This window comes from Sphingobacterium sp. GW821-FHT03E03, from assembly GCF_059420745.1.
This window is the reverse complement of the sequence record NZ_JBWKUH010000010.1, coordinates 39,201-53,529: the sequence shown is the minus strand read 5'-3', so window position 1 is coordinate 53,529 and position 14,329 is coordinate 39,201. Positions and strand designations below refer to the sequence as shown.

At 37.6% G+C, this 14,329-nt stretch carries 15 protein-coding genes; 2 read left to right on the top strand and 13 right to left on the bottom strand.

What is annotated here, in order from left to right; all coding sequences use genetic code 11:
- Positions 1 to 6: 6 nt before the first annotated feature.
- The 7 genes from AC07UV_RS13065 to AC07UV_RS13035 form a co-directional block, all read right to left on the bottom strand.
- On the bottom strand, positions 7 to 933 hold the full coding sequence (locus AC07UV_RS13065; protein WP_282251592.1) for a PstS family phosphate ABC transporter substrate-binding protein: 927 nt from the start codon (positions 931 to 933) through the stop codon (positions 7 to 9).
- Positions 934 to 1,264: 331 nt separating this feature from the next.
- Positions 1,265 to 2,155 (bottom strand): energy transducer TonB, encoded by an 891-nt coding sequence (locus tag AC07UV_RS13060; RefSeq protein ID WP_495184074.1) that lies wholly within the window; start codon positions 2,153 to 2,155, stop codon positions 1,265 to 1,267.
- A 33-nt stretch (positions 2,156 to 2,188) separates the two neighbouring features.
- Positions 2,189 to 2,746, bottom strand: coding sequence for an ExbD/TolR family protein (locus AC07UV_RS13055; protein WP_120260485.1), 558 nt, complete (start codon positions 2,744 to 2,746; stop codon positions 2,189 to 2,191).
- A 24-nt stretch (positions 2,747 to 2,770) separates the two neighbouring features.
- On the bottom strand, positions 2,771 to 3,433 hold the full coding sequence (locus AC07UV_RS13050) for an ExbD/TolR family protein (protein ID WP_120260486.1): 663 nt from the start codon (positions 3,431 to 3,433) through the stop codon (positions 2,771 to 2,773).
- A gap of 101 nt (positions 3,434 to 3,534) precedes the next feature.
- Positions 3,535 to 4,359 (bottom strand): MotA/TolQ/ExbB proton channel family protein, encoded by an 825-nt coding sequence (locus tag AC07UV_RS13045; protein ID WP_223581285.1) that lies wholly within the window; start codon positions 4,357 to 4,359, stop codon positions 3,535 to 3,537.
- A 432-nt stretch (positions 4,360 to 4,791) separates the two neighbouring features.
- Positions 4,792 to 5,142, bottom strand: coding sequence for a translation initiation factor (locus AC07UV_RS13040; protein WP_259179496.1), 351 nt, complete (start codon positions 5,140 to 5,142; stop codon positions 4,792 to 4,794).
- 5 nt (positions 5,143 to 5,147) lie between these two features.
- Positions 5,148 to 6,026, bottom strand: a complete 879-nt coding sequence (locus tag AC07UV_RS13035) for a diacylglycerol/lipid kinase family protein (RefSeq protein ID WP_495184073.1) — start codon at positions 6,024 to 6,026, stop codon at positions 5,148 to 5,150.
- 307 nt (positions 6,027 to 6,333) lie between these two features.
- On the opposite strand from AC07UV_RS13035, the gene metK reads away from it, so the two are divergent.
- Positions 6,334 to 7,587, top strand: a complete 1,254-nt coding sequence (gene metK / locus AC07UV_RS13030; protein ID WP_282251589.1) for a methionine adenosyltransferase — start codon at positions 6,334 to 6,336, stop codon at positions 7,585 to 7,587.
- 85 nt (positions 7,588 to 7,672) lie between these two features.
- Complete coding sequence (locus AC07UV_RS13025) at positions 7,673 to 8,077, top strand: Dabb family protein (protein WP_282251588.1); 405 nt, start codon at positions 7,673 to 7,675, stop codon at positions 8,075 to 8,077.
- On the opposite strand, the gene AC07UV_RS13020 is transcribed toward AC07UV_RS13025, so the two are convergent.
- From AC07UV_RS13020 to AC07UV_RS12995, 6 genes are read right to left on the bottom strand one after another with little or no spacing between them, the layout of a single operon-like run.
- Entirely contained in the window at positions 8,070 to 9,398 is a 1,329-nt protein-coding gene (locus AC07UV_RS13020) for a DUF58 domain-containing protein (RefSeq protein WP_495184072.1), read from the bottom strand. The two genes, AC07UV_RS13025 and AC07UV_RS13020, sit on opposite strands and share 8 nt — an antisense overlap.
- Positions 9,398 to 10,387, bottom strand: coding sequence for an AAA family ATPase (locus tag AC07UV_RS13015; RefSeq protein ID WP_495184071.1), 990 nt, complete (start codon positions 10,385 to 10,387; stop codon positions 9,398 to 9,400). The genes AC07UV_RS13020 and AC07UV_RS13015 overlap by 1 nt, the downstream gene beginning before the upstream one ends.
- Positions 10,384 to 11,577 carry a DUF4350 domain-containing protein gene (locus AC07UV_RS13010; protein ID WP_495184070.1) on the bottom strand — a complete coding sequence of 398 codons (1,194 nt, stop codon included), beginning with the start codon at positions 11,575 to 11,577 and terminating at the stop codon, positions 10,384 to 10,386. The genes AC07UV_RS13015 and AC07UV_RS13010 overlap by 4 nt, the downstream gene beginning before the upstream one ends.
- Complete coding sequence (locus AC07UV_RS13005) at positions 11,574 to 12,455, bottom strand: DUF4129 domain-containing protein (protein ID WP_495184069.1); 882 nt, start codon at positions 12,453 to 12,455, stop codon at positions 11,574 to 11,576. Before AC07UV_RS13005 ends, AC07UV_RS13010 begins: the two co-directional genes overlap by 4 nt.
- Positions 12,448 to 13,359 carry an ABC transporter permease gene (locus AC07UV_RS13000; RefSeq protein ID WP_495184068.1) on the bottom strand — a complete coding sequence of 304 codons (912 nt, stop codon included), beginning with the start codon at positions 13,357 to 13,359 and terminating at the stop codon, positions 12,448 to 12,450. The genes AC07UV_RS13005 and AC07UV_RS13000 overlap by 8 nt, the downstream gene beginning before the upstream one ends.
- Positions 13,350 to 14,312: a stage II sporulation protein M gene (locus AC07UV_RS12995; protein ID WP_495184067.1), complete on the bottom strand. Its 963-nt coding sequence runs from the start codon at positions 14,310 to 14,312 to the stop codon at positions 13,350 to 13,352. The genes AC07UV_RS13000 and AC07UV_RS12995 overlap by 10 nt, the downstream gene beginning before the upstream one ends.
- Positions 14,313 to 14,329 lie beyond the last annotated feature (17 nt).

Genomic DNA, 14,329 nt, shown 5'->3' with positions numbered 1-14,329 from the left:
TATTATCTATTTAATATAACTCTCATCTCTAATAATGATCTCGCGACCCGGCATTGTCACAGGGACTAATCCCGCTTTTAACACGATCCGTTGCCCGCGATCTCCTGTCAAAAAAGCACTAAAGCCCAAGCCTAGCCCCATGTTCGGTTGGTAATTCATGATGTAAACCGGTCTGATGAACGGATACACTCCGTCGGCTATGGTTGACTGTGATGGCTTATAAAAATGTGCCTTGTCTGCCCCCGCACTAACATTTTCGATGCTCAATGTACGAATTTTATCCAATAATTGCGAATTTTTTTCAACCGCTTTCAAGTACCAATTATAACCGATAACCCCCACTGCATTAGCATTTTCACTAATATACTTCATTACATCCTCACTATCTCTCATCGCTGAAACAGCCTTCGGATCAATTTTCTCAATTTTGAAGTAGTCCTTTAAAAAGCGCAAGGTACTTGAATTAGCATTGTCAAAAATCAAACGTTGACCACTTAAGTTACCCTCCAACAAAGACTTAACGTTCTTTTGAGACATTATAGTATCAGCACTGTTACGATTATTAATTAATACTACGGCATCGGAAGCCATCTGGAATATTTTAGGCTGAATCCCACGCTTCTTAAAATAGTCTTCTTCTTGGCTATTTAATTTCCTTGTTAATACAACCACATAAGCTGAGTCTGACAATAAAGCATTAACAGCTTTGATCTCTGGTCTCGCCATAATTTCAAGACTGGAATTCGGATAGGAACTCTCAAACACATCAGCAGATTCCTTAATGATCGGCAATAATGTCTGATCAACCAAAACAGGCAATTTACCGGTTAGAATATCCTCGCTCCCTTTATTGTTCTTTGCTCGATCTTTGCAGGATAACAACAGTCCCACACAAAGGCTAAGCATCACAAGAATTACACTATATTTTCTCATACGATACATCATATAATAAGACAATTAAAATAAAAGAATAGTTTAATTTTTGAAGAGAGTTGAATGAAATTTAAAAAGACCGCTAGCAGCTAATTAAAAATTGTTTTGCCAAAGTCGTACAAACCGCATAAAAGAATAAAGAATCAGTACAACACCAAAAACTGTCTTGTAAGCTGAATTAATTTCAATGGGAAAATTGTCCCAAAAAATAATCAGCAGGCCCAAAACAAAATAAAAACCAAACATAAATAGTCCTAAAATAGACAGAAATCGCTTTAAAGGCGATTTCTGTCTATAATTAGAATTATTATTCGAATTAAAATCTGTCATTCTATTGTGTCTGAAGATTCAAACGAATTGGCAAGGTGTAAGCTACACGAACTGGACGACCATTTTGAATACCCGGTTTCCATTTTTTAGCTTTCTTCAACAGCTTAACAGCTGCATCTCCTGTACCATATTTCAAATCGCGTTTTACACTGATATCTGTCAAACTACCATCTCTTTCTACGACAAAGGAAACTTCCACCACACCATTAACTCCACTTTCCTGCGCCGCTTGCGGATAATCATAGTTAGAAGACACCCATGACATAAACGCCTTCATACCACCGATTGGTTCAGGATTAACCTCTACCGCAGTAAAGATTTTATCCCCATTTGGATCCCCATTTGGATCTCCTTTTGAAACGCCAGTGATTCCACCGTCTTGTTTCTTTGAACCAAACTCACCACGTGCTACCGAAGTACCTGTCGGACTACCTTTCAAAGTAATACGCGCCGGAGTTTTATTTGGATCCTTCAACTCATCCTGCGATGCAACTTCTTCTACAACTTTATTTGCAGGAGCTACTTTTGGCTCAGGAAAACGAATCAAATCTTCTTTCGGCACATCCATTGCCACTTGCTGAGGTTTCTCTTCCGGTTCTTGCGGAAGTGGCTCCTCTTCTGGTGGTTCTGGTGGTTTGATCTCTTCAAGGTCTTCCAAGGTAACTTCTGTTACCGCTGGAGGTGCTTCAACAGGTTTCTTTGGAAAAAGCTTATTTCCATAAACACTAAGGAGACTGGCTATGACTACGATGCCGATAACGACAACAAGCCCTCTATTGGTCGCTTTAGGGGCAAGTTTACGTAGCTCATACGCTCCGTATTCCTTGTTACGTCCCTGAAAAACGACCTCAAGCCATTCTTTCTTAAAAATATCTAATTTTGACCCTATCATATTTTTATACTTTATCGTGCTATCTAATAATGATTAATCATTGTAGATATTATCACGTTTTAAAACCTCCACTTCTTCTGGACTGATTTTAGCAATCATGTAACGTTTAATATCCACGATTTTCATTTCATCAAGAATATCAACTAGGTTACGTTGCGTGCTTTTATCACTCGGTCTAATGATAACGATCAAATCCTTGCCACCAGCAACGCGTGGTACATAGGCTTTTTTCTCCATCAATACCTTGCGAATACCATCAGCTCCGAAACCAACTGTAGTTGGTCCTTCGATAGGATTTTTTACTTGTCCGTAAATCACAGAGACTTTGTTATCAGATCCCAATAAAACTGTCAATGAACGGTTATCAGCTGTCAATAAATCTGGCTGAGGCTCATCCTTAACTTTATTTTTATCTGGCATCGCCACGTCCATCGCTTGTGGTTTATTTAAAGATGTGGTTAACATGAAAAAGGTAATCAATAGGAAGGCCAAATCCACCATGGCTGTAAGGTCGACCTTACCACCATTCTTCTTAGACCGTACTTTCCCGCCTTTGCCTTTTTTACCACTATCCTGATTTAATTCTGCCATTTTTTGTTCTTATTAAATCGTCAATTATTTTTCCTCAGCACGCATGCCAGTGATGAAACTAAATTTGTTTTGCTTTTGATTACGCAATGTTTCAATCACCTGGTTTACAGAAGGATATTTCTCGTTTGCATCAGCTTTGATCGCAATTTTCAAAGGTCCTGGGTGAACAAAGTTCTTATCCGAAGACTCTTTTTCTTTATTTACTTCCTCAGCAGCTAAACGTGCATTTTGAACCCAGTAATACAACTCATTCGAGGTGTTTTCTGTACTATCAATTGGAATACCAGTCTGTACACCTTTTTCAGTACGCTTGCTACCATCCAAAGCCAACAATCCTTTCAACTTAGACATTGGTACACCGAAGTTTTCCATCAGTTTGAAATGATCATAGTCTTCTTGTGAAAAGCCAATGCCATATTTTGCAGACATTCTTTCTAATGCTTTCACGCGAACTTGCTGATCTGTCGTTCCGAAGAAAACTTTTCCACCATCACCGATCGTAATCATACCCACATTAGAGTCAGGTAATTTATCTTTCGTAGTTGATGCTGGGGTATCCACCGTCAATGCTTCCGGTTGGCGCGCTGTCGCCGTTAATACGAAGAACGTAAGCAGCAAGAACGATACGTCACACATCGCTGTCATGTCGATTGACGTACTGGCTCTTTTTACTTTTGCTTTACCCATTTTAAATTCTTCTTTTTAAATTAAAAACTCAATCTTCTATCCTATGATGCTTTAGATTTTTGATTTCCATAAAATAAAATCAAAAATTTTCATCATAGTTCTTATTTGTGGTTTGCAGCGTATGTTTGTACGATTGAGAAACCAGCTTCGTCGATAGAGTAAGTTAATTTATCGATTTTTGCAGTAAAGATGTTATACAATACGATAGCGAATGTAGAAGTCGCGATACCTGTTGCAGTATTGATCAAGGCCTCAGAGATACCGTTCGCTAATTTAGCTGAATCTGGAGCGCCACCGGTTGCTAATGCCGAGAAGGCTTTAATCATACCTGTTACTGTACCTAATAGACCACATAATGTACCGATAGAAACTAATGTTGCGATTACGTTTAAGTTTTTCTCTAACATTGGCATTTCTAATGCTGTAGTTTCTTCGATTTCTTTTTGAATTGCAATAGTCGCTTTTTCAGTATTCACTTCAGGGTCTGCTGATACGGCTTTGTATTTCAATAAACCAGCTTTTACTACGTTTGCAACTGAACCTTTTTGTTTGTCACACTCAGCAATAGCTGAATCGATGTTTCCACCATTAATCAAAGATTGGATTTTTCTAACAAAGTTTCCAACGTTTCCTGTACCAGAAGCTTTGTTAATAACGATAAAACGTTCTACGGAGAAAACCCATACCATCAAGAATAAACCAAGCAAAACAGGTACGATAGCCCCAGCGTGGTAAACCATTCCTAAATAGTTACCAGGATTAGGAGCATTTTCAGGATTGTTATCAACGAAGTTAGTTGGATTACCCATTACAAATTTCCATAAACAGAAACCAACGATGAAACAGATGATGATTGCAGCTTGAGCGAAGAAAGATCCTCCGTTGTTGCTTTCTTGTTTTGCAGCAGTTTTAGGTGCGTTTGCCATTTTTCTAATTTTTAGTTTTTTACTGTTGTTTAAATATATAATGTTGTTTAAATTATATGCACTCTTATTCGCTTTCGAAATCAATTTTGCAAAGCAAATTTAATATTTAATGTCAAATTTAAAATATTCATCTCAAATATATAAAAAAAATCAAATTTGTTTTTTCAAACTGAACACACCATTCATAGTGTTATTTTTCTCAGCAGTTCCCGTTATATAATCCTTATTACCTTGAGCTAAATCGCTTATTAGCAATAATTATTTTACAATGAAAACCATTTTTTTTTTGATATGCAAGAAAAACGAGGATTTTAAGCGACAAAAAGTAAGTGATTACTCATGTTTCTCATCCCCTTCTCATCTCTTTTTTATATCATATTTATCTAATAAACAATTCATTAGATTTACTACGATTAGCACAGATATAGTTGTTTAACCACCAACCAATTTCACGCGATACCCCTCTTTAAGTAACAACTCATAGATCTTTTGCTTAAATTCACCTTGGATCACAATCTCCCCATCTTTAACCGTCCCTCCTACTCCACACTTCTGTTTCAATAATTTACCCAAGGCTTCCAGATCTTCTATTTGTCCAACAAATCCAGTGATTAAGGTAACAACTTTACCTTTTCGCATTTTGCGGTCGAGTTGTACTTTAAGGTTTTGCTGGTTCACTGGTAATGTCTCTAATTCCTGAAAAGAATCAGCAAGTTGATAATTATAACTGTCATCCGTTGAATATACAACGCCTTCGTAAGACTGTTTCTTATTTTTACTCATGATTTTTAACAAATAATTTTTATCGCTTTTGGAATGATGGAAATATTAAGCTTATCACCAAGCTCAATTGGTTCACCATCTACATGTACTGGTGAAATAGAGTCTACTTCAATTCCAATATTCCTACCTGGTATAATCTCCACATAGCTTGATTGGTCAGCGGATTTATTAAACAAATGAAAAATCATCTTAGGCAAGATATATAAAGGGAACTTATGCACAATACAAACATCGAGTATACCGTCATTAACCGAAGCCTGAGGTGCTATATACGCATTATTTCCATACTGGGGTGAATTGGCAACACTGATCATAAAGGCCTGCCTTTCATAAACCTGGCCATCTATCGTTAATTTATAATGCGCTGATTGATATTTGCTTAGCACATTAAAAACAGATTTCATATAACCCAGTGGGCCACGGATATTTTCGTTGGCAAAATTCTCACTTACTGATGCGTCGAACCCCAGTCCCGCGATATTAAAAAAACGACGCTCATTAATTACACCACAATCAACTTCAATGGATTCAAAACGATTTATACGGCGGATAGCCGCAGCCTCATTCATCGGAATACCTAAATAAAGTGCCAGACCGTTACCTGAGCCTTCAGGAATAATGCCCAAAGGTATGCCTGAGCCAACCAAAGCAGATCCCAATTCATTTATCGTCCCATCTCCCCCAACAGCAATTACCGCATCATACCCCTCCTGAATAGCCTTTAATCCAATTTCGTAGGCATGATTGGGTCTCGCTGTTTGCTGAAATGTAGGATCAAATTTCTGCAAATCCAGCACATCCAATACCTGCTTTTTAAAGGACGTTTTACGTTTTCCTCCTGAAATAGGGTTAATAACAAACAATATTTGTTTACGTTCTGACATATCCAAAGATAGCGGAAATTACCAATTTCTTAAAATAATGTAATCTTTATACCGTTTTAGCATCGCTTTCTATGCTTTTTAAAATTAAAAGACAAATTTGATTTTAAATATCCCACAAAGTATCGTAGCTTTGTCGCAACAAAAAATAGAATGTGGACTGATTTGCGTGCTGTTGCATACACAAAGCAACGACAAGGAGATTGCAACCACAGTAAAAAAGTGCTAAAAACCCTTCGCTATCACGGCTCTTATCACTTTGCTGTTATTTCATTTCTAGCGCAAATCCAATATTAAAATTACGTAAGGCATGGCTTATTTATTTACGTCAGAATCTGTTTCTGAAGGGCATCCGGACAAAGTTGCGGATCAAATTTCAGATGCATTAATCGACAATTTTTTAGCATGGGATGAAGACTCACGTGTTGCTATTGAGACTTTGGTAACGACTGGACAGGTTGTTCTTGCTGGGGAGGTTAAATCAAACATCTACTTAGATGTTCAGAAAATAGCCCGCTCTGTTATCCAAAAAATTGGTTATACCAAGTCTGAATATATGTTTGAAGCAAATTCTTGTGGTGTGTTATCTGCAATCCATGAGCAATCTGCAGATATCAATCAGGGTGTAGACCGCAAAACAAGACAAGAGCAGGGAGCTGGAGACCAAGGCATCATGTTTGGTTATGCAAATAATGAAACTGAAAACTTCATGCCTTTAGCATTAGACCTTTCCCATCGTCTTTTATATGAACTAGCTGAATTACGTAGAGAAAACAATGAAATACAGTACCTACGACCAGATGCAAAGTCACAGGTAACATTGGAATATGGCGACGACCATAAACCAAAAAGGATTGATACGATCGTAATTTCGACACAACATGATGACTTCGACAGTGAACCGGTCATGTTAGATAAAATCACACAGGATATAAAAAGAATTTTAATTCCACGTGTTAAAGCACAATTGAAACCAGAGCTTCAGTTGTTATTTAATGATGAAATTAAATTCCATATCAACCCTACTGGAAAATTTGTTATCGGCGGCCCACACGGAGATACAGGGCTTACCGGCCGTAAGATCATTGTAGATACTTATGGAGGTAAGGGTGCACATGGCGGTGGGGCTTTCTCTGGAAAAGATCCGTCGAAAGTAGATCGTTCAGCAGCTTATGCAACCCGTCACATTGCCAAAAACTTGGTAGCTGCGGGTGTGGCGGACGAACTCCTCGTTCAGATATCCTATGCAATTGGTGTAAAAGATCCTATGGGAATTTATGTAAATACCTACGGCACAAGCAAAGTAAACCTGACAGACGGCCAGATTGCGGATAAAATAGCCCAATTATTTGATATGACTCCTTATGGCATTGAAACTCGTCTTGGTCTTAGAAACCCGATCTACTCTGAAACCGCTGCTTATGGCCACATGGGAAGAACACCACGAAAAGTAACCAAAGAATTCGAAAGTTCAACTGGAGAAAAGAAACAAATCGAGGTGGAGTTATTCACTTGGGAAAAGTTAGATTACATCGAAAAGGTGAAAGAAGAATTTGGTCTATAAAGGAACTCACCTACCAAAATAATAAAAGGGATACAGCAAATGTATCCCTTTTTTTGTACCTTACGATCTCTAAACCGCATCATAAATGAAAAGACGCAATTTTTTACTCGCACCTATGGTTCTCGCCGCTACACCCACGTGGGCAAATCCGGCGCAGTTAGGTAATGACCTGCACCCCAACACAATTGTCCATGTCGTGAATTTCTGGCTTAAAGACGATGTCAGTGAAAAAGACAAAAAGAATTTCGTTGGATTCTTTGAGGAGCTTCGCAAGATCGACGTCATCAAAACACTTAGTTATGGCGTTCCAGCACCAACAAATGCGCGGGATGTTGTTGACAATAGCTTCGATTATACATTGATTGTCACCTTCAAAGATCTTAAAGATATAACCATTTATGAAACACATCCGATCCATTTAAAAGCCATTGAGAAATACAAACACTTTTGGACAAAAGTCATGGTGAAAGACACAACCATTATTAAATAAGTCCTCGCGCTTTTATTTCTAGATATTTATTGATGGAATTTATCGTCAAATTTTCTGGAGCAGTGTAGATGGTTTGAAATCCATTACGTATCAGTTCCTGCACAATAAGTTGCTTCTCATAGATAAATTTCTCGGCAATGATTTGATTGTAGATCTCAATGGTCTTTTTAGGCGAGCTTTTAGCTAAATCTTCAACTTCAACATTTTTGAAGACTACCACAACAATGAGATGACTCCGGTTTAACATCGAGAGATAATTCATCTGCCTTCTTAGCGAGTCTAGCGTTTCAAAATTTGTATAGAGAAAGATCAGCGAACGTTTATTAATATGTGCATTTGCATAACTATAAAGTTTACCATATTCAGGTTCGTCAAAATTTGTAACAACTTGATATAAAGCTTCCGAAATCTTGAGCATCTGATTATTTCTTTTTTCAGCAGGAATAAAAACGTTCACATCTTTTGAAAAGGTCAATAATCCAGCTCGATCTTGCTTTAATATTGTTGCATTTGAAAGAACCAAGGAGGCATTGATTGCATAATCCAATAATGTCAGACCCTCGAAGGGCATCCGCATCGCTCGTCCCAAATCAATAAATGAATAGATCGGCTGTGACTTCTCATCCTCATACTGATTGACCATTAGCTTTCTGGCTTTTGCTGTTGCCTTCCAATTCATATGACGATAATCATCGCCTTGAACATACTCCCTAACATGGTCAAACTCCATCGCAGAACCAATACGGCGTATTCGCTTTATACCCAATTCATTTAACCTATTGCTCGTTGCTAAGAGCTGATACTTTCTCAATTGAATATACGATGGATAACATGGAATTTCCTGAACCTGGTTGGTCACAAATCTCCTTTTGAAAAATCCAAAACGTTTCACCAGTGCCATACATCGACCAAACTGGTATATCCCCCTTTGTGTTGGCCGCATCAAATAAGAGATTTCCGAACTTTGATACGCAGACAAACGGGTAGAAAATTCGTTGTTTCGAATTTGAAGTTGTATCGGAAATTCCTCTAGGATTTCTATAATAGTTGGAAATGGATAGAAGGAATTGACGATTAGCTTCATCGGATTTTCATCACCATTGGACAGCTTCTCGGGATAGACCCTTGCAATTTCAATACGCCCCTTGCCTGCAAATAAGACAACGAAATCAAAAATCAACACAGCCAACCATAGCCAAAATACAATCCATGCAACAGTAAACAATCCCTTAATAAAAAAAGAAATTGAAAAGAGTGTTGCTATCCCTAATAGAGAATAGAAAAACTGATTGGTTAGAAAAAGCTGCTTTAATTTTTTCATTATCTTGGAATTTCTACCGTATTAATGATTTGATCAATAACATAAGAAGTTGTAAAACCCTCCATTTCTCGTTCAGGAGTCAGCATGACACGATGTCCCAAGACCGCAGAAGCAATCCTTCTAATATCTTCAGGTGTTACAAAATCTCTTCCACTCAATGCTGCAGACGCTTTGGCAGATTCCAATAATGCAATAGAAGCCCGCGGTGAGGCCCCTAAAGTTAAGCTTGGATTGGTACGCGTCTTTATGATCACTTGAGCGATATAGCTTAACAATTCTTCGTGTACAAAAATTGATTTGATAAGTCGCTGAAATGAAAAAATTTCTTCCGCTGAAACCACACTGTTTACTTGATCCTCTTTATTCGATGCTTTCTGTGCATGATGCTCTTTCAAAATCTCTAACTCTTGCTCAAGTTCTGGATAATTCACATTGATCTTAAAAAGAAAACGATCTAGTTGTGCTTCAGGTAATCGATAGGTTCCTTCATGTTCGATCGGGTTCTGCGTAGCAAACACAATAAATGGAACTGGCAAAATATAGGTATTTCCATCAACAGAAACTTGATGCTCAGCCATACTTTCAAAAAGTGCAGCCTGTGTTTTTGCAGGAGCACGATTGATCTCGTCTATCAAAACAATATTGGCAAAAATAGGCCCTTTTCGAAATTCAAATTCGTTGCTTTTTAGATCCAAGATAGATGATCCCGTCACATCTGAAGGCATCAAATCTGGGGTGAACTGAATTCGTTTAAAGTCACTGCTAATTGTCTTGGCTATCAATTTTGCTGATAAGGTCTTCGCAACACCAGGTAACCCTTCTATTAGCGAGTGTCCAGAAGCTAAAATCGAAATCAGTAACATATCAATCAATTGATCCTGTCCGACAATAACCTTTTTTACCTCCGACTTTACTTGAGCCATTTTATCATACAAAACCGAAATATCAATTCGGTTTTCAAAAGATATATATTTATCGAAGTCACTCATATCATTTTTGCTTTATGTTTAAAATCTTCTATAGTTTCATTAATCTGCCTTAATCCGGCCACATCATTCTGCTGTGTTCCTTGCATTCGAATTATTAATCTGATTAGCTGTTGCGTTTCAGCCAGTGAGACACCAGACCTTTCTGCCAATTCTTCACAAAAGTTCTCTTCTCTTAACGCTAAGGTATCCATATGAAAACGGTTTCGTATATCGTGCAAGAAATAGTCTATTTTCTTATCAACCATATTACCTGGTGTGCCGTTTTCGTAATATAATGTTGCAATTGTCTCACAAAATTCTTTGGAAAGATTGGGTTCCGGTTTAGCAATTTCCATTGCACGCTGCTCCCTTTTACTCTTAAACACAAGCAAAAGAACAAGTCCCCCCAAAAGTACATACCATGCTTGCCTTAATCCCGAATTGGTCAACAGAACCCGTAATGGGGTACTGTACTGAGCAGTGTTTGCCTTAAAATCATACCATGCAATAGGTTTATCATTTAAATAAGATAATGATTTTGCAGCATAGGCATATTGAGAGGCTGAATTCAGCAGGTAATAATTTCCAAATAAATCGGGGGTCAGGTGCAAATAAAGTCTGCCCTTGCCAATCTGTACCTCAACAAAATTAGGTAGTAAATATTCCTGATAAGTGATCCCTCCCAAAATAGTAGCATTCTTAGGCAGCTTACTAAAGACTGTACTTAAATCTGATTTCGCATAATGAATTTTACTATTATCGTTAGTCAGCTTGACTCTTAAATGGCTTTTAATATCAACGCCCTTTTTATAACCATAGAAATCAAATACCTTAATGGCCAAGGAATCCAAAAGATAATAATCAATCGTTTCGGCAATAATCATCGCCTTTCCTCCTCGAGACACATAGTCAAGTAATTTATTTTCCGCTGCTTCACCCAAGGAAAAATACGACGTGTAAAATAGAAGGTTCTTATCCGTTCCTTTCATACTATCCAGATATTGGTATAATGGACGCTTGACATCCTCATTATGCCTATCAATAATATGTTTTAATTCATTTCTGACCACGTAAGCTCCAAAAGGATTTTTATCTTTCACATCGAAAGTCCGATCCCAAATAATCGGTTTCTTGCTCGTCATGTCGATGATACCAATCAGTAACAGGACGATTCCCAATAATATCAACCCAAATTTTACTGATCCCTTCATGTAATTTGATTTTGATATTGGTTAAACAATTGTTCATACTGACCAAAATCTGATGCATTTAATTCAAATTGCCCAAACCAGACATAGTCAAATATTCTGGTACATTCCTCGAATCCTTCACGTAGGATATTATTCTGTATCTCATTAGCAAATTCAGCATTTGTTTTACTGTGCTTCCACTTTATGTGACCTGTTTGCGCTAGTTTTTGAATATTCAATAATTGTAGATAGCGAACGCCCAGAGCATAATTTTTCCGTTCAACAGCATCATTAATATATTGTCTGATATCGCTGTTCATCAAGTTTCTCTCGACATAAGCCAATGTATCCAAGGCATCTTCTTCCCGCTCATGTTTAATGAAATATTGATTTTTATTATATAGCACTTTATAGAGAATAAAAGCCAACGCGATTAACGCCAAAAAAGCAAACACATAACCAAATTCTTCGTTAAATTTATACGGATTATCAGGCATTATATCACCCACCCATTCCGAAATGCGGGATAAAATACGTTGCAATACACTTATCTTATTTTTGATATTCTCGGAATACACAAAATCATCCCGTTCATATCGTTTGATAATTTCTGGATAGGGATCCATCTTAAACACTCGTTTCTGGCTATATTTAGGAATAGAATCAAATAAGTAGGGATCCCAAAGTGCATTGTCACTATTGTCAGCTTTTGTCATTGCAACAGAATCCATTGCGGCAGAATCTACGGCAAGACCCACAGAATCCAACAAGGGGGCAATAGAGTCAACTGCTACTGAGTCCGCACTATAGGTTTCCGCATCTTCGGTTCGCGGTTTCGGATCGCAGGCGCTTAGTGACAGCATAAATACAAAAGAAACAACGAATAATATTCTATTCATTCTTGCCTCCAATCTGATCAATTATACCATAAATGCGTTCACCAAACTTGAGATCCTTTGCCGTTTCATAAATTATACCATTGGCCAGTACACCTGCCATATATAAGAAAAGGGTAAACAATGTAATAAACATCCCTCCCAAAGTCATTAACAATTTTCCCCAGGATGAATCAAAGAAAGCTGCGTCCAATCCCAAAAAATTGTAAGATATAAGGGAAATAATTATTATGGGAATTATCGAGATCATCATAACGGCCATTTGGAAGATAAAATTGACGATATACGTTGCAATACCATATTGGATCAATTTTTTGCTTAGCATAACATAGGAATCAGTAAAACAACTTCCCAGATCGGAATACCCCTCACGGTAGAATAAGAATGAACTAAATAACCAAATTCCCACGATTGACATCAGTATACCAATCGCAAAACTTCCAATAAACGGAATAAAGACGGAGAGGGCAGCAACAATCGCAAGGGGTATAAAAACAACGATTAACGCCAGAACCATCGCAAATAAGAACATAAAATAGCGACCTATATTTGCTCTAAAATTTTGTAGGACTTCTTTTCCTGTAAATAGTGTGTTTTTACGTTCTTTCAGAAGAAGAAAATACTCAATCGAAATACCATAAACATATAAACCTAGTCCAATTAATGCTAAAATCAGTAATCCGGCCCAAGTGAATCCATCAATATCTTCGAATGAGCTACTGCTTGCAGAAAAGGTGATTTTTGTTGAGAGGAAATAATATACTAATGCTATTCCAGCTAGCGGTAATGCCGACAGCCCAAATATTGTTGTCACAAAATGTTTATAGATCAGTTTGAAAAGGTCTATAAAGTTCTGGACAAAATCCCCTATTTTTCGCTCTTTCTGAAATTCAAATTCTACTTCCATTGAAACCGTTTTGCTAATCGATAGGGGTTAATAACATAAAAAAATAAGATGGCGGCCAACGATAGGAGTATGATGAATAGACTAAGCCATATCGACACATCATAATATCTAGTTACAAAGCCCTCCAATGTACCTGCGACAATAAAAAATGGTATTGTACTAACCAGTACTTTCATGGCAATCTTTGCTGTCTGAACAAAAGAAGCCATCCGGGTATAAGATCTTGGGAACAAGATGCTATTTCCGATCGCAAGTCCACAGCCTCCCGCAACAATGATCACCGAGATTTCGATAGTTCCATGGATCCAAATAGCCGACATCGCTTTTCCCATTACACCATATTGGAAGAACATCTGATGAAAAGCACCCAGCATAATACCATTGCTAAACAATATATAACCCGTGCCAATACTCAGAAACAATCCAAATGCAAAAGCCATAAAAGCCACCCGAACATTATTGATCGTAATCCAGATCGCCGAACCAAAATTACTTCCTTTTCCATAGACCGCAGCAGGATCACCGGCTTTAATGCTCTCTATTGTTGAATCAACATAAAAATCGCCTAAGATAAGCCGAATGAAATCTATATCATACACCGCCGAAAGAAAGCCAATAGCCGAGGCAAGTACAAAAATCAAGAGCGAATAAAAAAGTTGCCGACGGATTGACCAAATAGCCTGCGGAATCTCTTCGTTAATAAAAGATTTGAATTTATTGTTAGAGGCTTTTCGATCTTTATAGATTTTTTGATGCGCGGTTACTGCAAGTTCATTTAAGTAACTGCGAACCTTACTATCTGGATAAAATGTTTGTGCGTAAGCCAGATCATTTGTCAGCTCAATATAATTTGAAGCCAGTTCGTCCGGATCAACCTGCATATTAATTGACAAATTATTTTCAATTAACGTCCATTTTTCTTTATTTCGTTCTACAAATGATGCTTCTCTCATTAATTTTTTTAACTGGC

Coding starts and splice junctions, on each gene's coding strand:
- AC07UV_RS13065 (WP_282251592.1), bottom strand. CDS start 933: ATGAGAAAATATAGTGTAATTCTTGTGATGCTTAGCCTTTGTGTGGGA.
- AC07UV_RS13060 (WP_495184074.1), bottom strand. CDS start 2,155: ATGATAGGGTCAAAATTAGATATTTTTAAGAAAGAATGGCTTGAGGTC.
- AC07UV_RS13055 (WP_120260485.1), bottom strand. CDS start 2,746: ATGGCAGAATTAAATCAGGATAGTGGTAAAAAAGGCAAAGGCGGGAAA.
- AC07UV_RS13050 (WP_120260486.1), bottom strand. CDS start 3,433: ATGGGTAAAGCAAAAGTAAAAAGAGCCAGTACGTCAATCGACATGACA.
- AC07UV_RS13045 (WP_223581285.1), bottom strand. CDS start 4,359: ATGGCAAACGCACCTAAAACTGCTGCAAAACAAGAAAGCAACAACGGA.
- AC07UV_RS13040 (WP_259179496.1), bottom strand. CDS start 5,142: ATGAGTAAAAATAAGAAACAGTCTTACGAAGGCGTTGTATATTCAACG.
- AC07UV_RS13035 (WP_495184073.1), bottom strand. CDS start 6,026: ATGTCAGAACGTAAACAAATATTGTTTGTTATTAACCCTATTTCAGGA.
- metK (WP_282251589.1), top strand. CDS start 6,334: ATGGCTTATTTATTTACGTCAGAATCTGTTTCTGAAGGGCATCCGGAC.
- AC07UV_RS13025 (WP_282251588.1), top strand. CDS start 7,673: ATGAAAAGACGCAATTTTTTACTCGCACCTATGGTTCTCGCCGCTACA.
- AC07UV_RS13020 (WP_495184072.1), bottom strand. CDS start 9,398: ATGAAAAAATTAAAGCAGCTTTTTCTAACCAATCAGTTTTTCTATTCT.
- AC07UV_RS13015 (WP_495184071.1), bottom strand. CDS start 10,387: ATGAGTGACTTCGATAAATATATATCTTTTGAAAACCGAATTGATATT.
- AC07UV_RS13010 (WP_495184070.1), bottom strand. CDS start 11,577: ATGAAGGGATCAGTAAAATTTGGGTTGATATTATTGGGAATCGTCCTG.
- AC07UV_RS13005 (WP_495184069.1), bottom strand. CDS start 12,455: ATGAATAGAATATTATTCGTTGTTTCTTTTGTATTTATGCTGTCACTA.
- AC07UV_RS13000 (WP_495184068.1), bottom strand. CDS start 13,359: ATGGAAGTAGAATTTGAATTTCAGAAAGAGCGAAAAATAGGGGATTTT.
- AC07UV_RS12995 (WP_495184067.1), bottom strand. CDS start 14,312: ATGAGAGAAGCATCATTTGTAGAACGAAATAAAGAAAAATGGACGTTA.